The organism is Spirochaetaceae bacterium (assembly GCA_009784515.1).
Taxonomy (GTDB): Bacteria; Spirochaetota; Spirochaetia; order WRBN01; family WRBN01; genus WRBN01.
Genome location: WRBN01000008.1, coordinates 17795 through 35614, shown reverse-complemented (window position 1 = coordinate 35614; position 17820 = coordinate 17795). Strand labels below are relative to the sequence as shown.

Below are 17820 nucleotides of genomic sequence, written 5' to 3'. Positions count from 1 at the left end.
GCCATTTTGTTTACTATAATATAGCCGGTTTATTTTGTAAAGCCCTTTTATTAAAAAACAGTTTAGTTTTGTTAATTAATAATTTTATATCTCTTAGTCTTTTAGGAAGCTTGACAAATAACTAAAAACCCGTTATACTTTACTAATAAAAGCCGCCCCTGCGGCGAAACAGGGGCGGGAAAAAGTATTCAAACTTTTTAAACTGTGCCACTAATGTGGCAAAATGGCTGCTAGCAAGTGGTAGCAAACCTTAAGTGCTAGCAGCACTTTTACAATGAAATTTTGCTTTTTCATTGCTTCTCTCCTCCTTATTAATATTATATCAATATCTTTAAGGTGCAGAGGTGGTTCCTATACCATTGGCTTTAAGCCATTTTTAACCACTATAATATAGGCAGCCGGCTTTGTCAAGGTAAAATTTTGTACCTAATATTAAATCCATTTACCAACATAAATATATTATAACTTATAATATGTCAATATAATCCCATCTTACTTTTATCATTTTTTCTCTAAAGCCAACCTCCGCCCCGCCGTTAATTACCCCCTAAGGGAGGACAGAAAAAACGGAGGCATTTAGTAAATATTTAGAAAAAGCTTTGCTCAAATTAGCAAACGATAACAGTACAAGCGGTAACGAGGTAGTAGCTAAAGTGTTAGCAAACCGGCTTATAGACGGCGATATGAAGGCGGTAAAGATATTTTTTGATTATACAGCCGAAGCCGCTAAAGCCAAAGCAGCCGACAACCGGCCGCCTTTAGTGGTGATAGCTCCGGTCAAGGCCGCTAGCGAAGAGCAGGCCCAAAACTGAAGAGCGGCTAACAACCTTACCCTGCAAATTGCTCAGCCTTTTATCCCCTTTTTCAGCGAAAAACGGCGCTATAAAGTGGCTTACGGCGGGCGGGGCGGCGGCAAAAGCCAAAGTATGGTACGTATGCTGTTAATTTTAGCTTTAAGCGGCAAAAAACGCATACTCAATTTGCGGGCGGTACAACGCTCACTTAAAGAGAGCGTTTATCAAATTTACAGTAATTTAATTAGCGAATTTGGTCTCGAAAATTATTTTACCTTACGCAGCAACAAAATAGAATGTGTTAACGGCAGCGAGCTACTGTTTATGGGGCTAAACGGTAAACAAAGCAGCAATCTACGCAGTTTAGAGGAGATAGATTACTGCTTTATCGAGGAGGCCGAAGACGTGGAAGAAGCGGCTTGGCAGGTGTTAATCCCCAGTATCCGGGCTAAAGACAGCGAAATTTGGATTAGTTTTAACCCTAAACGCGCCGACAGCCCGGTTTACCAACGTTTTGTTAAAAACGACCGGCCCGATTGCCTGCTGTTATACATTAATTACGACCAAAACCCCTTTTTGCCGGAGGTACTCAAAAACGAAGCCCTTTACGAAAAAGAGCATAATTATGAGCGCTACCGGGCAATTTGGCTGGGAGAAATTATTGAAAACCGGGAAGAATTGGTTTTTTATAAACATTTTACGGAGGGGAAATTAAATCCGGAGCCGGGAAAAGTTTTAATGTACGGCCTTGATTGGGGTTTTGCCAACGACCCAACGGCCCTTGTAGGCTGCACTATCGAGGACAAAAAGTTGTACATCTGGGAAGAGCTGTACTTACATAAAAAAACGATTGAAGAAGTTGTAGCCATCTTTAAAGCAAAGCTGCCGCTTGACGCCCTCATTTATGCCGATAACAGCCGGCCCGATTTAGCCACTCATTTTCGGGCGGCGGGCTTTTGTATCCGTGATGCCCCTAAGGGGAAAGGCAGCGTAGCTGCGGGAATTTATTATTTAAAGGGTTTTGAACAAATTGTGGTAAGCGAGAACTGCCCCAACACTTTATACGAACTAAATAATTATAAATATAAGGTGGATAAATATACCGGGCAAGTCCTTAATCAACCGCAAGACAACAACAACCACACCATCGATGCTATGCGTTATGCGCTGTCGGCTTATATAGGCAAAAAGGTATCGTTATTGGAAGTAATATAAATTAATAACTAAAAATTAAGAAATCTTAGTTATTAATTCTTAATGAAAAGGAGAAGATTATTTTGTTACACGAAAACGGTTTAAAAGAATTAATTGGTATAAAAAAATTAGATAACGAAGAATTTATGAACGGCGGCCTCATCACTTTATCGCGCCGGCTGTTAAGCAGTGCCTTCGCTAAACAAAGCGAAATTCAAACGGCCATCACCGTGCCGGTGGACGACGCTTTACGCGGCGGCCTTACTCTGCGTTGCGATGAGCTAACTAATGAACAACTTAACGATGTGTCTCATTATTTAAATGAGATGGCTGTACTGAACACCGCTAATAGTAAACGGCTGCGGCTGCAAAGCCCTTATCAAGCCCTCAAAAATGCGATGCTGGCGGCGGCTTTGTACGGCGGCGGGGCTATTCTTATCATCAACGATGAGCCGCTTAATAAACCGTTTTTTGCCGATAAAGTTAATAAAGATACCATTTTAGGCTTTAGGGCATTGGATAGATGGCAATTAGGCGACAAAGCGCATTATTATGATGAAAACAGTGAATTTGTTTATAACGGCATAACGGTTGACCCCAGCCGTCTTATCTTGTTAAAAGGTACCGACGCTCCGGCCTTATACGATAAAGAGTTAAAGGGCTGGGGCTTAAGCGACCTCGAGCGCACTTTATTGCCAGTGCGTAACTGGCAAAAAAACCAGCGCGTTATTTACGAGCTACTGGACGAGGCCAAAATTGATATACTTAAGATTGACGGCCTAAGCGAGCAGTTGCTTACCGATAGCGGCACCAAACGGCTTAGCAACCTTACCGAGACCATCGCCCGCCTAAAAGATTATCGCAGCCTGCTGGTGCTGGGCAGTAACGATAGTTACGAGCAAAAACAAATTAACTTTAGCGGCCTGCCCGATATTTTGCGCGAAAACCGCATTACGGTGGCTTCGGCGTTGCGTATGCCTTTAACCAAATTGTTCGGCCTGTCGGCCTCCGGCTTTAGCAGCGGCGAGGAAGATATGGATAACTACTACGCTACCATCGAAAGTGTGATAAGGCCGCGCGCCCGCCGCGTTTTAAACGAGCTGCTGCCCATTGCGCTACGCAAAGTATGCGGCTTTGTACCCGATTATAGTTATACCTTTAGTAACTTAAAACTTGTAGACATTAAAGAAGAAGAGGCCGTTAAGGTAAGCAAACAAAACCGTTTATCGGCGTTATTTAAAGAGGGATTACTTACTAAGGAGGAATATACAGCGGCGTTGGAGCGGGAGGGGCTTTTGTAGGGCTGCCGGCGGCCTTTACAAATAACCTAAATAGGGGTATAATATAAACAAGAGGAATAAAAAAATGGCGACCATAGGCGATATATCCGTTGCAAGACGCTACGAAATTTATAAAACAGCGCGTAAGTTACAACTTAAATATGATAATTCTTTTGCAAGAATACTTACCGAAGAAAAAATAACTTTAATTAAGGCCGGTTTTAATGACGATAAAAACCATGCCTTTGTTATTGTGCCTAATAAGCTTATTGTGCTTTCTAACTCGGCTAGCGATGAAGATTCGTGGTTTGCCGTAAACCACGAACTTGGCCATATTTTTTTAAGGCATGGCGATAGAGTTTTTTGCCGCGAGCTGGGCGATGAGGGAGTTGCCTACCAAACGGTAACAGACGAAAAAGAAGCTAAACGTATTGCTTTGTTGCTTATTTATAACAATATTTTACAGAGCGCTAAATTACAAGAAGTAATTAATTTAGCAATTAGTAAATACGGCCTTTCCCAAGATAAACAGCTTGAGCGTGAAGCCAACTACTTTGCGGCGGTGCTGGCGGCTCCCTATAAAATGATGATAGCGGGCAGTAAAAAAAATGATAAAGAGTTAGCCGCCGAGTTAGGCGTTGCCGAAAAGGTTATTAAAATCCGCCGTGAAGAGGTGGCCCTAGAGGACGATTACGACTTTGAAGAGATGGTAAAAGAAGGTATAGAAGACCCTTTTAGGTTGGCTACCGACGAAGAGATAGATGAAGCCTTTATGGTGATAGAAAAAGCTATAGAAAGGGATATGGTTAATTAAATGGCTGTAACTATAGCTGAATGCCGGCATAAAGTAGCAGAATTAAAGGCTTATATAAAGAAGTGTAATAAAGAAAAGAGTTATTTAATTTTTGGATATAAATTCAGGAAGCGATTACAAAAATTACTCGATAATGATATAGCTGTTTGCGCCAACAAAGATAAACACGATGTTTGCGATTATTTTTTAGAAACTCTCACTAAAATAGCTGATAAACAACCTATGTTGCACATAAAAGATAGCCGGCGCAGTTTTTTGCTTACTATAGAATTACTTGATAAAGCGGTATTAAAATATCGTTTTATTTATATAGAAGAAGATAATAAGTTATTATTTGCTAATATAAAAAGGGTTTAATCTTGCCATTCCTCCCTCAATTATGCTAAACTATCCGCATGAACATAACCTCAAGCCAACTTCGCCAAAAATATATTAATTTTTTTGTTAAACACGGCCACGCTCTCATCGGCGGCCGCAGTGTGGTGCCGGAGAACGACCCCACCGTGCTCTTTACCACCGCCGGTATGCACCCCTTAGTGCCTTACCTGCTGGGCGAGCCGCATGGTGCCGGCAAACGCCTCGTAAGTGTGCAAAAATGTATACGCACCGGCGATATTGATAGCGTGGGCGACACCAGCCATCTTACCTTTTTTGAAATGCTGGGCAACTGGAGCTTGGGCGATTACTTTAAGGAAGAGGCCCTAACTTTAAGCACATCCTTTATTAAGGACGAACTGGGCATACCGCTCAGCCAATTATATGTAACTATCTTTGCCGGCGAGGACGGTATCCCGCGTGATGATGAGGCGGAGGCTATCTGGCTAAAACTGGGCGTACCGGCGCAAAATATTTATGCGCTTGGCAAAGCCGATAACTGGTGGGGGCCGGCCGGCAGCACCGGTCCTTGCGGCCCCGATAGCGAGATGTTTTTAACTACCACTATCCCGGCTTGCGGGCCCGATTGCCGGCCCGGTTGCAGCTGCGGCCATTTTATCGAGATTTGGAACGACGTGTTTATGCAATATAATAAGGACGAAAACGGCGGCTATTCACCGCTAGCCAAACCAAATATTGATACCGGTATGGGCGTAGAGCGTATGGTTATGCTACTTAACGGCTATAACAGTGTTTACGAAACCGAGTTATTTACCCCCATTTTAGCCAAAATTGAAGAGCTGTCCGGCCAAAAATACGGCGGCACAAACGATAACGAATTGGGCCGTGCCTTTCGTATTATTGCCGACCACAGCCGCACCATCACCATTATGCTGGCCGATGAGGTGGATATTAAACCCTCTAACGTTGGGCGGGGTTATATCTTACGCCGTTTAATCCGGCGTACGGTGCGTATGGGCCGTAAATTAGGCATAGAAGGAGCTTTTATCGCTCAATTATCCGATATTGTCTTAAATATCTTTCAGGATATTTATCCTGAAATGTTGGCCAAGCGTGAAGTTATCCAGCATGAATTAAAAATTGAAGAAGAACTTTTTGGCAAAGCCCTGCTGCAAGGCGAAAAAGAATTTGCCAAGCTGCTGCCTAATCTGCTTAAAAACCCTAACAAAATTTTAGCCGGCCGGGTGGCCTTTAGGTTGTACGATACCTTTGGTTTTCCCCTCGAGCTTACCGAAGAGCTGGCCGCCGAACATGGCCTGAGCGTTGATGTAGCCGGCTTTAACGAGGCCTTTGCCAAACATCAAGAGAGCAGCAAAGGCGAAGGCGGTAGTTTTAAAGGTGGGCTGGCCGATAACAGCGAGCAAACCACCAAATACCACACGGCAACCCATCTTTTAAATGAGGCTTTACGGCGGGTTTTAGGCAACGAGGTGGCCCAGCAAGGCAGCAATATCACCGCCGAGCGGCTGCGTTTTGATTTTAACTTTGAGCGCGCCTTAACAAACGATGAAATTACTGCCATCGAAAAAATTGTTAATGAACAGATAGCAGCCAATCACCCCGTTGTGATGACCATTATGTCTTTGGAAGAGGCCAAAAAACTGGGAGCGCAGGCGCAATTTAACAACTACGAGGAACAAGTTAAAGTATATAAAATTGGCGATTTTTCGCTGGAGTTATGCGGCGGGCCGCACGTAGAGGCCACCGGCCGGCTTGGTGTTTTTAAAATTACCAAAGAGCAAAGCAGTGCGCGTGGTATACGGCGCATTAGGGCGGCGCTAGAATAATTAAAAATAATTATCCATCTTAATTTGCTCGGTAGCGTAACGATGAAGTAAGCTCCTAATCAGTGTTAGATAAGAAATATCTAACTGTGCGGCTTTATCTTTAATTTTATTTAAATCATCTACCTTTACTTTTACAATAATTGACCTATCGTCACGCGGGTCAAGCTCGCCGCGCTCAATCATAGCTGCTAACTCACGCTCTTCATCATCTAGCGGGGTTTCATCGTAACGTTTATCTAAATATTCATCATTCATGGTTAAGTATCCTTATATTTTTTATTAAGTTTTCGCGAAGGATAAATCGTTTTTAAAAAATAACAATTATCCCCTTCGGGAACAGCCGGTACAGCATAAACATACCCTTTAATGCGCACAACAAAAATTATTTGATTACTATATAATTTATTTAATTCGGTAGTAATTAACCCGCCGTTATTAATAGATTTTACTATTTCTTCAAAAGATATTTCACGGGTATTATTTAATGTTTTTTCCTTCTCCCCATTCCAGCGAAAGTACATAGATAATAATAGTACACTTTACCCATAAAGTCAATCAAATTGTTTGCTAACTAAAGTCTTTGGTTAAATTAATTAAAATAAATATTTGCAGTTTTTGGTTTTTAATGATATACTAGCTAAATAATGATGAACCATAACGCAAAATATCACGGGGTGGTAATCCCTATCAGTGCTTTAAAAAGTAATAACAGTTTAGGCTGCGGCGATTTTAACGACCTAAGTCTTTTTGGCCACTGGGCGGCGGAGGCCGGTTTTAAGCTTATCCAGCTGCTGCCTATTAACGATACCGGCGATGATAGCTCGCCTTATATGGCTTTGTCCAGCGTGGCTTTGCACCCTATCTATTTGCACCTTAACCATATAACTTTTGCCGCCGGCCTCACGGCCCAGCTGGAAAAACTCCTTAAGAAATTTAAAGGGGCCAACCGGGTAGATTATGCCGCCGTGCTTAAGGCCAAACTGGGCTTTTTAAGCGAGGTTTATGAGGCTAACCAAGAGGCCATTATGGCCGAGCCGGCGATTAATAAGTGGCTGGCAACTAACGGTTGGGTAATAACTTATGCCGTTTTTAAGCAACTTAAGGACGCCAACAAAGGCAAAGGCTGGCCCGAATGGAAAAGTTACCGGCAAGTTACACCTGCTAAGATTGACGATTATTATCACAAAAATAAAGTCGAATGTTTTTATTATGTTTGGCTGCAATACGAGCTGCAACTGCAATTAAATGCTGCCTGTAAAACAATTAAAGAACTGGGGCTGTACTTAAAAGGCGATATTCCCATTATGATGAACGAGGATTCGGCCGATGTGTGGAGTAACCCGCAGCTGTTTGATTTAACGCAGGTAGCCGGCGCCCCGCCCGACCAGTTTAGTTATTTTGGCCAACGCTGGGGCTTTCCTTGTTACAACTGGGCGGCTCATCGCAAAGAAGATTTTAAATGGTGGAAGCTTAGATTAACCGAAGCCGCTAAGTTTTTTGATGCTTACAGGATTGACCACGTACTCGGTTTTTTTAGGATTTGGGCCATTAATAAAGACGATTACCGGGCTGCTTTAGGCCATTTTGACCCCTTTCCGGCCCTTACTAAAGCCGAAATTACCGAGCGTTTTGGCGAAGAACGTTTAAATTGGCTAAGCGCCCCGCATATCTTTGAAGATGAATTAAACAACTTAGGCCCCGAAAAAGAGTTAGCTTTGCCGCTCTTTAAAAAGATAAACGATAACCTTTACTTTTTTGATATGGATAAAATAAAAGGCGATAAAGCCATCTTCGAGCTGGCCGTTAGCGAGCAAGCTAAAGAAATTTTATACGGCTTTTATAGTAACCGGGCTTTATTATTAAAAGATGGTAACTATTACCCCACGTGGTATTACCAAAACAGCCGTTCTTACCAAAGTTTAAATGACGGCGAAAGGCAAAACTTTGATAATTTAATAGCCGGCAAAATGGCGGCAGCCGAACATTTATGGGAGGCCGAAGCTCAAGAACTACTGGGTATAATGGCCGGCACCACCGATATGTTGGTGTGTGCCGAAGATTTAGGAGCGCTTAGCCTTGTGGTGCCTAAAGTGCTAACTAACTTAAAAATACTTAGTTTAGCCGTTATGCGCTGGAAGCGCAACTGGCAAACCAGCCCGCCGGCGTGGGACAACCCCGGCCATTATCCTTTTAAGGCGGTGGCCACACTGGCGGTGCACGATAGCAGCCCCATCAGGTTATGGTGGCGGGAAGAAAGTGATAAAACCGGCCTGCTTAAGGCTTTACAGCTACCCGAAGCGTTGGCCGCCCAGCCGGAACTTAGCCCGCTGCTGGCCGGCTCGTTGCTCACCGGCTTTTTTAAAATTTGCTCGGCCCAAATAGTTATGCTGCAACTGCAAGATTACTTTGCCGTAAGCGATAACTATCGCGAGGCCGATAGCGAGCTGGAGCGTATTAATATACCGGGAACGGTGGGTAAAGACAACTGGAGCTACCGCATGAAGCCGCAGCTGGAAGAATTAATTAACGACAAACAATTTAGTTTATGGTTAAAATCTTTAAATGAGTGGCGGTAGTTAAGTGGCTTTGGATAGCGGCGATAATCAATTATCACTTAAAGATTTACGGCACAAAATTAAAGATGGCGCCGGCTCTTTAAGTGATAGAGAGTTGGTAGCCATTATGATAGCCAGCGAAGAGCCGGAAGAGATTAATTTATGTTATCAATTAATTATTAACAAAGAATTAAGTTACGAGCATTTAGCTGGCACAACTTTACCCGAAGCGGCGGTAACCACCTTTATCGCCACCCACGAATTTATCCGGCGCAGCCATATCCGCAAACGTTTTATTAATAGCTCGGCCGATGTTTACCACTATGTCTCGTTCTTAGCCGATGCGCCGGAGGAAAATTTTTTGCTGCTCACTCTTAACGGAGCGCAGGAACTTATCAAAATTCATCATTTAACTAAAGGCAGCCTTACCAAAACCGTTACCCACCCGCGCGAAATTTTTAGTAAAGCTTTAATAGATAACGCTAACGCCATCATCATCGTGCATAATCACCCGGCAGGCGGCACTCACCCCTCGCCGTCCGATAAAAGTTTTACGAAACAGCTGCAAGAAATTTCGGGCTTTTTAGGAGTAACTTTGCTCGACCATATAATTGTTGGCCCCGAAACTTTTTATTCGTTTATAGAAAACGGCGATTTAGATAATAATTAATAACTAATAGATAATAGATGCCACTAAAGATAGCTTCCTCCGGCTATTAACGATTATTTATTACATATTACTTATTGATTTAACCGCCATTTATGAGTATACTAAGATATGGATTATGTTGTACCTATTTTTAATGCCAGCGCCTTTAACTGCCCGCACTGCGGCGTTTACGCCAGCCAAGAGTGGCAGCAGCTAACTTTAACGCCTAATTCGGTTAATATGGCCGTGTGTTTGCTCTGCAAAAAAATGACTTTGTGGGTAAGCGGCCAGTTAATTTACCCTATGCTTGGCTCGGCGCCGGCGCCGCATAGCTTTATGCCTAAAGAGGTTTACGAATATTACGATAAAGCCCGCTCCATCAGTCTGCTGGCTCCTGCTGCCGCCGCCGCTTATTTGCGCGAGGCTATGCGCCGTTTATTTATGCATTTAGGGGCTAAAGGTGATAATAATAACAACGATATAGAATATATTGTAGAGCGCAGCTTGGCCAGCCGGCACTTTTTTGCCAGCTTTAGTCAGGCTAAAGTTGGCGGCCCTAAAGGCATTAAACCGCTGGTTATTGACACCGGCGATGACGAAACTATGGTAGCTTTACTTTTTTACTTGGTAAATAAATTGGTAGACGAGGCCATTGCCAACCCGGCCACCTTAGCCGAATTTTATGCCAAACTCTCCGACCCTAAAAACGAGCCCAAAGGGCCGGTTATTGATGCCGATTTTTTTGCCCGTGATTAAAAATTAGAGCTTAAATCACCTTGAAGTTAAGCTAAAGATAGTTTATAATAGAGGTATTCCAAATTTAAGGCGGAGGTAATTATGCCAACAATTATTTTAGAGGGCGGTAAATTAAGCAAAGAGCAAAAAAGTAAGTTAGTAAAAGATTTTACAACTACCGCAGCGCAGGTAATGAACATTCCGGAACAAGCGTTTACCGTATTTATTAAAGAAAACGATAAAGAAAATGTGGGTGTAGGCGGCGTGCTTATCGCCGATAAGTAACTTTAAAGTTAATGGGCGGAGGGTTCCCCTCATCGCCTTGACAGCGGGGCTAATTTAGCTTAAAATAACGTTATGAAATATGTAATTGAAGGCGGATACCCGCTGAGTGGGGCTATAACGGTAGCCGGGAATAAAAATGCGGCTTTGCCTTGCATCGCCGCTTGTTTGCTTACCGATGAAGAGGTGCTGCTTAAAAATATCCCCGAGATAGAAGACGTTAAAGTAATGTTTAGCGTGATAGAGGCCATCGGCGGTACGGTAAAGCACGAAAGCAAAGGTGTTTTCCGTGTAAAATGTACCAACATTAGCAGCGAGCTGCCGGCCGAGCCGCTTAAAAGAATCCGCGCCGCTATCTTATTTGCCGGGCCTATTTTAGCCCGTGCCGGTAAATTACAGCTGCCGCCGCCGGGGGGCGATGTGATTGGCCGCCGCCGTTTAGACACCCATTTTTTAGCCCTAGAGGCTTTAGGGGCAAGGGTAGAAATATCCAGCCACTACAATCTAACTGCCAATAAATTAGTAGGGGCCGACATCTTTTTAGACGAAGCCAGCGTAACGGCCACCGAAAACGCCATTATGGCCGCCGTCCTCAGCGAAGGCGATACCCTTATTAATAATGCCGCTTGCGAGCCGCACGTGCAAGACCTGTGTCATATGCTGGTGGCGATGGGCGCTAAAATAGCTAACATTGGCAGCAACCGCTTAAATATTAAAGGTGTTAATAAATTGCACGGCTGCGAATTTGCTATCGGCAGTGATTTTATGGAAGTAGGCAGTTTTATCAGCCTTGCTGCCTGCTGCCGCAGCGAACTAACCATTAACAATGTACAGGCTAAAGATTTACGTATGGTAACGCTGGCCTTTAAAAAACTGGGCATTAGCTGGGAAACCGGCGGCAGTACCATTTTTGTGGGTAAAAACCAAAAAATGCAGATGGAAAATGATATGGGCGGCGCCATTGCCACCATCGCCGATGGAATATGGCCCAGCTTCCCGGCCGATTTAATGAGCACCATGATTATCGCCGCTACACAGTGTGAAGGGACTATCTTATTTCATGAAAAAATGTACGAAAGCCGTATGTTTTTTGTGGACAAACTGGTGAGTATGGGCGCGCGGATTATTTTGTGCGACCCACACCGGGCCGTCGTCAGCGGCCGCAGCCAGCTGCAAGGCGCTACCCTCGCCAGCCCCGATGTACGGGCCGGTATGGCTATGCTAATTGCCGCCTTATGCGCTACCGGCACCAGCGCCATCAGTAATATTTACCAAATTGAGCGCGGCTACGAACATATTGCCGACCGGCTAACGGCTTTAGGCGCCCATATTAAAAAAGTAGAAAGTTAAAAAAAATTACTAATACCACGAAATAGGCAAAAATAACCGGTAAAATTTTATACCTTGCGTCTATTTAACGCCTTTCGTGGTTACTCAAATCATTTTAGAAATATTTTTAAAAATTACGCTTGACAAAGCTATAAGTTTGTGCTATCATAAAATAAATAATAATTATTATTTTTAATTTTTAGAAGGAGATTTAAAACGATGAACGATTTGTACACCTCAATTATTAACCTCGATTTTCAGTATGCTCACCGCTTTATGAACTGGCCGTGCGAGGCCAAGCACCTGCATGGGCATTCGGGCCTGTTAACCATCGAGCTGGAAGACAAAGTAGACCCGGTAACCGGTTTTGCTCATGCTTGTAAAGAAGGCGTTAAAAAAGCGTGGGAGGTGCTCGACCACTTTCACCATGCCTCGTTGTTTCAGGAAGGCGACCCTCTTTTAGAGGCTGTTTTAGCCACTTACAAAAAGGAAGGCATTATTAACGACCCTAAATATTGTGTGCCTCTTAAAAAAATTGATAACCCTTTAGCTTGGTCTTACCCCGAGTACAGGATTGTGGTTACCAAAAAAGTTTCTACCTGCGAAAATTTATGCGAGCTTTTTTATGAATTGCTTAAAGATAAAATGCCGATTAAAAAAATTACCATGCGCTCATCGGCCATGAATGCGGCTAGTAAAACTTTTAAGTAGTTAAGGCTTGCCTTATTAACACCCTCTTTAGTTAAAAAGGGGGTGTTTTATTTTTTAGTACCTGTAGCCGGATAGTTACCGCTTTTTATAACCATTTGACAAAAAAGACTTTCTTAAGTTATACTATACGGCATATATTGGTTTTAAGATGAAAAAAAAGAAAAGTTATTTGCGTAAACTCGGCGTTATTCCGCTTATCGGTTTTGTTATTTTTGTAGTTATTTGTATAGCTGTTATTATGTTAGGCAGCAGCTTTGTAACTATGCTTAACGATATACTTTAAGATAATGAACGGCAGCTGCACCACCTTTATTAACAACCTATCACTTTATGAGCATGGTAAAGTTATCCTTAAAGATGTTAGCTTACGGCTGCACTGCGGCGCTATTTCGGCGTTAGTTGGTCCTAACGGGGCCGGTAAAAGCAGCCTGCTGCGCAGTTTAATCGGCGAAGTAAAACACAGCGGGCAAATTACCTTTAACGGCAAAAAAAACTTACCGCGTATTGGTTATGTGCCGCAAAAACTAGCTTTTGGCCACGATAACCCCTGTAATGTGCTGGATTTATTTTTGCTTACCTACCATAAAATGCCCATTTTTTTGCTTAACAGCAAAAAGTGCCGGCCTAAAGTTGAAGAAGCCCTTAGTAAAGTGGCGGCGGCCGGTTTAATTGACAGACCGCTTGAGGCCCTGTCGGGCGGCGAGCTGCGGCGTGTCTTTTTGGCTTTAGCCCTGATGAACGAGCCCGAACTTTTACTGCTTGACGAACCGTCCACCGGCCTTGATAAAAACGGCAGCGAGTTATTTTACCAGTTAATTGCTTTGGTACAAAAAGAATACCACTTATCTATTTTGATGGTGTCGCACGATTTTAATTTGGTTAAACAATACGCTAATTATGTTTTTTTATTAAATGATGGCCGCTTAATTAATGAAGGTAAGCCGGAGCAACTTTTTAAGAGTGATGAATTTAATAAGTTATTTGGTAAGGCAGTCCCTTAATTTTTATCGTGTTTAATTATAACTTTGGGGCAATTCTCTCTGCCCCTAATTGTTGTCTTTTTATCCAACCAAAGTTCCTCTAATAACGGGTTATGGCTAATATCTAACCGGCTTAAATTATTACCATTTAAATAAAGCTTCGTTAAATTGGGGCAGCCGCTTACATCGATGTGGGTTAATTCGTTGCATGTTAAGTTTAATCCCGTTAAGTGAGGCAGCTGCCCAACTTTAAGAGCGGTTAATTTACAGACAAAACCATCAAAACTTTTTAAGCCGATTAAAGTGCTTATATCTAGGCTAACAAAAGAGTTAAGGCTTACATCTACTTCCGCTAAATTGGTTAAGCCTTCTATATTAAGGTTATTAAATAAACCGCAGGAAATAAGGTTAAGTTTAGTAAGTTTGGCGAGCCCAGTTACATCTAAACTTTCCAGCAGAGATAAATCGCAATCACCTAAATCAAGCTCGGTTAAATTGGTAAGCTTACTTAAATCTAACTCTTCGGGATAGTTCCAATAAGCTAAAAGCTGCGTTAAATTCGTTAATTTATCTATATTTAAATGATATAAATAATGGTCGCCTATATTAAGTTTAGTTAAACCCGTTAAATACTCTAGGCCGCCGCTATCTTTAATTTGTTCAGCGTGTAAAGTTTTGCGGCCTAAATCAAGCTGAGTAATTTGGGCTAGGGCTTCCATTAATGGCTGCCCCGTTAAAGCGGCCGCAACCCCCAATTTTTTAGCTACGGCTGCACGTAAAATTTTATCTTGAAATAAATTATAAATATCAGCAACATTTCCGGACTTACTCATTAAAATACCTGCTTAAGGTATAGTAACATAGTTTTTGACTATTGACAAAGCCCTCTTAAGTGGTTTATAGTAACTATGTATTATGTTTGATAAATTGCAAAACACCTTTAGTGAGATAGGCCGTAGCCTTAGCGGCAAGGCCCGTATCTCCGATAAAAATATTGAAGAAAGCATCGAGCAAATTAAAACCGCCTTGCTCGAGGCCGATGTAAATTTGCGCGTGGTGCGCCGTTTTATTAATGCCGTTAGCGAAGAGGCTATGGGCGAACGAGTGCTTAAAGGAATTAATCCCGGCCAGCAATTCATTAAAATTCTTTACGACCGTTTAGTTAAATTACTCGGCGATGAGCAAGTTAAACTTAATTTAAAAAACCCCGATGTAACCTCGGTCATCGTTATGCTGGGGCTGCAAGGCAGCGGTAAAACCACCAGCAGCGGTAAGCTGGCCGGGCTTTTAAAAAAAGAAGGCCGCCGGCCGTTATTGGTAGCGGCCGATTTAAGCCGCCCCGCCGCCGTAGAGCAGCTGCAAACGTTGGGCGCCCAGCTTGAGGTACCGGTTTTTACCGAAGAAACCCATGTTATTAAACGCATTAAAGCGGCTTTAAAATACGCCGCTAAACATCAATATAATGTGGTAATTATCGATACCGCCGGCCGTTTGCAAATTGATGAGGCCTTAATGGCCGAACTTAAAGAACTTATCGACATCGCAAAGCCCGATGAAAAACTACTGGTTGCCGATGCCATGACCGGCCAAAACGCCGCCGCCATCGCCAAAAGTTTTAACGAGCAGGTAGGCATTACCGGGGTTATTTTAAGTAAGTACGATAGCGATACGCGCGGCGGTGCCGCCCTCAGTATTAAAAGCGTTACCGAAAGGCCGATTAAATATGTGGGTGTGGGCGAAAAGCTGGATAACCTCGAGCCGTTTTACCCCGACCGCGTGGCCAGCCGTATACTGGGTATGGGCGATATTGTTAGCCTTGTGGAGCGCGCCCAAGAGGTGGTGGACACCGAAGACGCCTTAAAAATGCAAGCTAAGCTTATGAGTAAAACTTTTAGCTTAGCCGATTACCTTGAACAAATCGCCCAGCTTAAAAAGATGGGCAAAGCCGGCGAACTGGCCAAGATGTTGCCCGGCGTTAAAGCCGAAGACATTGAAGCCAATTTTAACGAAAAACAAATTAGCCGCGAAGAAGCCATTATTTTAAGTATGACCTTAAAAGAACGCAATAATCCGCTTATTTTAAACCCTAGCCGCCGTAAACGGATTGCTAAGGGCAGCGGCGCCACGATTGTGGAAGTAAACCGTTTTTTAAACCGCTTCGAGAAAATGAAGCTGCAAATGAAAAAATTAACTAAAAATAAAGAGTATCAAGCCCAACTAATGCAAGGGCTTGGGAAAGGAGTTTAAGTGGTAAAGATAAGATTAAAACGTTTTGGTGCACCTAAAAGGCCTTATTATAGGATTGTAGCTGTAGATGCCCGCAAGCCGCGCGATGGCGAAGTGTTAGATGAGCTTGGTTATTACAAGCCGGTAGAAAAGGTGGATACTTTTAAAGTAAATACCGAACTGGCCCAAAAATGGCTGGGGCAAGGGGCGCAGCTTACCCCAACGGTTAAAGATTTATTCCGTAAAAATAAAATTACTTTATAGTTATGCAAAGAGAATTAATCGAATTTATTGCTAAAGAGCTAGCTTTGCAGCCCGAAGCCGTAACTATAACCGAAAGCCGCAACGAAGACGGGGCGCTGCTTAAACTCTTTTTAACTAAAGATGATTTAGGACGGGTGATTGGCAAACATGGCCGTACCGCCAAAGCTATCCGCACTTTATTGGCGGCGCAAAATAATCCCGACAGCGAACGCGTCATCTTGCAAATTGATAGCTAAACTATTAAGCGGCAAGCTTGGCTCCAGCTTTGGCGTACACGGCGGCATTAAAGTAAAAAGTTTGTCGGGCGAATTAGCGCACCTTGTTAAGTTAGCCGGACAAAGTGTTACTTTAAAAAGAGAACACGAAGAAGAATTTAAAGTGGTTAAAGCCGAACTTAAAGGGCAAATAGCGGTGCTTTACTTTGAGGGTATTAACAGCCCCGAAGAAGTTAAGTTATTAACCGGCAGCGAATTGTGGCTTACGCGCCGGCAAGCTGCCGCTTTGGCGAACAATGAATATTATGTGGCCGATTTAATTGGCTTAAAAGTGGTTTTTAAAGGGGAAGTTATCGCCGCAGTGGTAGCTTACAGCGAAGCCGCCCACATTTTATTGGAGCTAAAACTTAATAACGGCCGCCCGGCTTATTTACCTTTTATTGCCCACTTTGTAGGGAAAGTAGATTTAAACGGCGGTACCATCGAGCTATTAAACGATGACTGTCTGTTTAGCGAGTAATTTATAAAGGTATTTAAGATTGAAAATTACGTTACTTTCACTCTTTCCCGAAATCATCGAGCCGTACTTTACCAGCTCTATCGCTAAACGGGCCATAACTAAGGGAGCTTTAAGTTATAACAATATAAATATTCGTAACTATGCTACCGATAAGCATAAAAAATGCGATGACCACCCTTTTGGCGGCGGGGCCGGCATGGTTTTTAAACCCGAACCGCTGGGCCGGGCCATCGAGGCGCACAAAACGGCCGGCAGTTACATCGTCTACCCTACACCTTCGGGACGGCTTTTTAATCAAGCCGCTGCCGTTAGGTTAAGCCAGCAGAGCGAGCTTATCTTGATTTGCGGCAGATACGAGGGGATTGACCAACGCATTATAGATTGTTACGTAGATGAAGAAATGAGTATTGGTAACTATGTAATGGCAAGCGGCGAGCTGGCCGGCCTTGTGATTGTAGATAGTATAATGCGGCTGCTGGAGGGAGTGATTAACGAACAAAGTCTTGCAGAAGAAAGCTTTAACGATGATTTACTCGAGTACCCGCACTACACCCGCCCCGAAGACTGGCGCGGTCATAAAGTGCCGGAGGTGTTGTTAAGCGGCAATCACCACGAAATAAAAAAGTGGCGATTTGCAAAAAGTATGGCCAAAACCCTTGCCAATCGTGGGGAAATTGTGCATAATGAAGCGATAATAAAAAAGGATTGATGTTATGGATTTAATTAAACAAGTAGAAGCTAAACAACTTAAAGATGAGGCCGAAAATTTTAGCATTGGTGATACCGTTAAGGTGCACTTTAAAATTGTTGAAGGCAAAACCGAGCGCGTGCAAATTTATGAAGGTACAGTAATTGCTAAAAATAACGGCGGGATTAGCCGCACCTTTACCGTACGCAAATTAAGTTTTGGCGTTGGTGTGGAAAAGATTTTCCCGCTGCATAGCCCGCGCCTAGAAAAGGTAGAGCTGGTACAGCGCGGCCGTGTGCGCCGAGCTAAGTTATATTATTTGCGCGACCGCGTAGGTAAAGCTACCAACGTTAAGCAATTAGTGCAAAAACGCGTTAAAGTAGCCGGTAATTAAGATAACT

The 17820-nt window shown here is 43.2% G+C and carries 22 protein-coding genes; 19 read left to right on the top strand and 3 right to left on the bottom strand.

Going from position 1 to position 17820, the window contains the following annotated elements; translation table 11 throughout:
- Nucleotides 1–599: 599 nt before the first annotated feature.
- From FWE37_01890 to FWE37_01865, 6 genes are all read left to right on the top strand, one after another.
- Nucleotides 600–812, top strand: coding sequence for a hypothetical protein (locus FWE37_01890; protein ID MCL2519744.1), 213 nt, complete (start codon nt 600–602; stop codon nt 810–812).
- A 75-nt stretch (nt 813–887) separates the two neighbouring features.
- A complete protein-coding gene (locus tag FWE37_01885; GenBank protein ID MCL2519743.1) occupies nt 888–2009 on the top strand; it encodes a PBSX family phage terminase large subunit in 1122 nt (373 codons plus the stop codon).
- Nucleotides 2010–2071: 62 nt separating this feature from the next.
- On the top strand, nt 2072–3289 hold the full coding sequence (locus FWE37_01880) for a DUF1073 domain-containing protein (protein ID MCL2519742.1): 1218 nt from the start codon (nt 2072–2074) through the stop codon (nt 3287–3289).
- Between the two features lie 64 nt (nt 3290–3353).
- Nucleotides 3354–4082 (top strand): ImmA/IrrE family metallo-endopeptidase, encoded by a 729-nt coding sequence (locus FWE37_01875; protein ID MCL2519741.1) that lies wholly within the window; start codon nt 3354–3356, stop codon nt 4080–4082.
- Nucleotides 4083–4439, top strand: a complete 357-nt coding sequence (locus FWE37_01870) for a hypothetical protein (GenBank protein ID MCL2519740.1) — start codon at nt 4083–4085, stop codon at nt 4437–4439.
- 32 nt (nt 4440–4471) lie between these two features.
- Nucleotides 4472–6265: an alanine--tRNA ligase gene (locus FWE37_01865; protein MCL2519739.1), complete on the top strand. Its 1794-nt coding sequence runs from the start codon at nt 4472–4474 to the stop codon at nt 6263–6265.
- Here FWE37_01865 and FWE37_01860 read toward each other — a convergent pair whose 3' ends face one another.
- On the bottom strand, nt 6266–6520 hold the full coding sequence (locus tag FWE37_01860) for a hypothetical protein (GenBank protein MCL2519738.1): 255 nt from the start codon (nt 6518–6520) through the stop codon (nt 6266–6268).
- Between the two features lie 2 nt (nt 6521–6522).
- The gene (locus FWE37_01855; GenBank protein MCL2519737.1) at nt 6523–6786 is read right to left on the bottom strand and encodes a toxin; all 264 of its coding nucleotides are present in this window, start codon (nt 6784–6786) and stop codon (nt 6523–6525) included.
- A gap of 123 nt (nt 6787–6909) precedes the next feature.
- On the opposite strand from FWE37_01855, the gene FWE37_01850 reads away from it, so the two are divergent.
- The 7 genes from FWE37_01850 to FWE37_01820 all read left to right on the top strand — a co-directional run bounded on the left by FWE37_01850 (nt 6910) and on the right by FWE37_01820 (nt 13527).
- Nucleotides 6910–8841 carry a 4-alpha-glucanotransferase gene (locus tag FWE37_01850; protein ID MCL2519736.1) on the top strand — a complete coding sequence of 644 codons (1932 nt, stop codon included), beginning with the start codon at nt 6910–6912 and terminating at the stop codon, nt 8839–8841.
- Nucleotides 8842–8845: 4 nt separating this feature from the next.
- Nucleotides 8846–9490, top strand: coding sequence for a hypothetical protein (locus FWE37_01845; protein ID MCL2519735.1), 645 nt, complete (start codon nt 8846–8848; stop codon nt 9488–9490).
- Nucleotides 9491–9598: 108 nt separating this feature from the next.
- Nucleotides 9599–10225 (top strand): hypothetical protein, encoded by a 627-nt coding sequence (locus FWE37_01840; GenBank protein MCL2519734.1) that lies wholly within the window; start codon nt 9599–9601, stop codon nt 10223–10225.
- An 81-nt stretch (nt 10226–10306) separates the two neighbouring features.
- Nucleotides 10307–10489, top strand: coding sequence for a 4-oxalocrotonate tautomerase family protein (locus tag FWE37_01835; protein MCL2519733.1), 183 nt, complete (start codon nt 10307–10309; stop codon nt 10487–10489).
- 72 nt (nt 10490–10561) lie between these two features.
- Entirely contained in the window at nt 10562–11836 is a 1275-nt protein-coding gene (murA, locus tag FWE37_01830) for a UDP-N-acetylglucosamine 1-carboxyvinyltransferase (GenBank protein ID MCL2519732.1), read from the top strand.
- 198 nt (nt 11837–12034) lie between these two features.
- Nucleotides 12035–12526, top strand: coding sequence for a 6-carboxytetrahydropterin synthase (locus FWE37_01825; GenBank protein MCL2519731.1), 492 nt, complete (start codon nt 12035–12037; stop codon nt 12524–12526).
- A gap of 287 nt (nt 12527–12813) precedes the next feature.
- Nucleotides 12814–13527, top strand: coding sequence for a metal ABC transporter ATP-binding protein (locus FWE37_01820; protein ID MCL2519730.1), 714 nt, complete (start codon nt 12814–12816; stop codon nt 13525–13527).
- Here FWE37_01820 and FWE37_01815 read toward each other — a convergent pair.
- Nucleotides 13524–14339 carry a hypothetical protein gene (locus tag FWE37_01815; protein MCL2519729.1) on the bottom strand — a complete coding sequence of 272 codons (816 nt, stop codon included), beginning with the start codon at nt 14337–14339 and terminating at the stop codon, nt 13524–13526. The two genes, FWE37_01820 and FWE37_01815, sit on opposite strands and share 4 nt — an antisense overlap.
- A gap of 82 nt (nt 14340–14421) precedes the next feature.
- On the opposite strand from FWE37_01815, the gene ffh reads away from it, so the two are divergent.
- Genes ffh through rplS form a run of 6 tightly spaced genes read left to right on the top strand, consistent with a single transcriptional unit; the run spans nt 14422 to nt 17813 of the window.
- Nucleotides 14422–15753 carry a signal recognition particle protein gene (gene ffh / locus FWE37_01810; protein MCL2519728.1) on the top strand — a complete coding sequence of 444 codons (1332 nt, stop codon included), beginning with the start codon at nt 14422–14424 and terminating at the stop codon, nt 15751–15753.
- Nucleotides 15754–15996 carry a 30S ribosomal protein S16 gene (gene rpsP / locus FWE37_01805; GenBank protein ID MCL2519727.1) on the top strand — a complete coding sequence of 81 codons (243 nt, stop codon included), beginning with the start codon at nt 15754–15756 and terminating at the stop codon, nt 15994–15996.
- A 2-nt stretch (nt 15997–15998) separates the two neighbouring features.
- Nucleotides 15999–16232: a KH domain-containing protein gene (locus FWE37_01800; protein ID MCL2519726.1), complete on the top strand. Its 234-nt coding sequence runs from the start codon at nt 15999–16001 to the stop codon at nt 16230–16232.
- Nucleotides 16222–16731, top strand: a complete 510-nt coding sequence (rimM, locus tag FWE37_01795) for a ribosome maturation factor RimM (GenBank protein ID MCL2519725.1) — start codon at nt 16222–16224, stop codon at nt 16729–16731. Before FWE37_01800 ends, rimM begins: the two co-directional genes overlap by 11 nt.
- A 19-nt stretch (nt 16732–16750) precedes the next feature.
- A complete protein-coding gene (gene trmD / locus FWE37_01790) occupies nt 16751–17440 on the top strand; it encodes a tRNA (guanosine(37)-N1)-methyltransferase TrmD (protein ID MCL2519724.1) in 690 nt (229 codons plus the stop codon).
- Nucleotides 17441–17444: 4 nt separating this feature from the next.
- Nucleotides 17445–17813, top strand: a complete 369-nt coding sequence (rplS, locus tag FWE37_01785; protein ID MCL2519723.1) for a 50S ribosomal protein L19 — start codon at nt 17445–17447, stop codon at nt 17811–17813.
- Nucleotides 17814–17820 lie beyond the last annotated feature (7 nt).

Bases quoted from the DNA above. Each gene is read 5' to 3' on its own strand.
- FWE37_01855 (MCL2519737.1), bottom strand. From the start codon at position 6,786: ATGTACTTTCGCTGGAATGGGGAGAAGGAAAAAACATTAAATAATACC.
- FWE37_01850 (MCL2519736.1), top strand. From the start codon at position 6,910: ATGATGAACCATAACGCAAAATATCACGGGGTGGTAATCCCTATCAGT.
- ffh (MCL2519728.1), top strand. From the start codon at position 14,422: ATGTTTGATAAATTGCAAAACACCTTTAGTGAGATAGGCCGTAGCCTT.
- FWE37_01825 (MCL2519731.1), top strand. From the start codon at position 12,035: ATGAACGATTTGTACACCTCAATTATTAACCTCGATTTTCAGTATGCT.
- rplS (MCL2519723.1), top strand. From the start codon at position 17,445: ATGGATTTAATTAAACAAGTAGAAGCTAAACAACTTAAAGATGAGGCC.
- FWE37_01860 (MCL2519738.1), bottom strand. From the start codon at position 6,520: ATGAATGATGAATATTTAGATAAACGTTACGATGAAACCCCGCTAGAT.
- murA (MCL2519732.1), top strand. From the start codon at position 10,562: ATGAAATATGTAATTGAAGGCGGATACCCGCTGAGTGGGGCTATAACG.
- FWE37_01870 (MCL2519740.1), top strand. From the start codon at position 4,083: ATGGCTGTAACTATAGCTGAATGCCGGCATAAAGTAGCAGAATTAAAG.
- FWE37_01835 (MCL2519733.1), top strand. From the start codon at position 10,307: ATGCCAACAATTATTTTAGAGGGCGGTAAATTAAGCAAAGAGCAAAAA.
- FWE37_01820 (MCL2519730.1), top strand. From the start codon at position 12,814: ATGAACGGCAGCTGCACCACCTTTATTAACAACCTATCACTTTATGAG.
- FWE37_01840 (MCL2519734.1), top strand. From the start codon at position 9,599: ATGGATTATGTTGTACCTATTTTTAATGCCAGCGCCTTTAACTGCCCG.
- FWE37_01875 (MCL2519741.1), top strand. From the start codon at position 3,354: ATGGCGACCATAGGCGATATATCCGTTGCAAGACGCTACGAAATTTAT.
- FWE37_01815 (MCL2519729.1), bottom strand. From the start codon at position 14,339: ATGAGTAAGTCCGGAAATGTTGCTGATATTTATAATTTATTTCAAGAT.
- FWE37_01800 (MCL2519726.1), top strand. From the start codon at position 15,999: ATGCAAAGAGAATTAATCGAATTTATTGCTAAAGAGCTAGCTTTGCAG.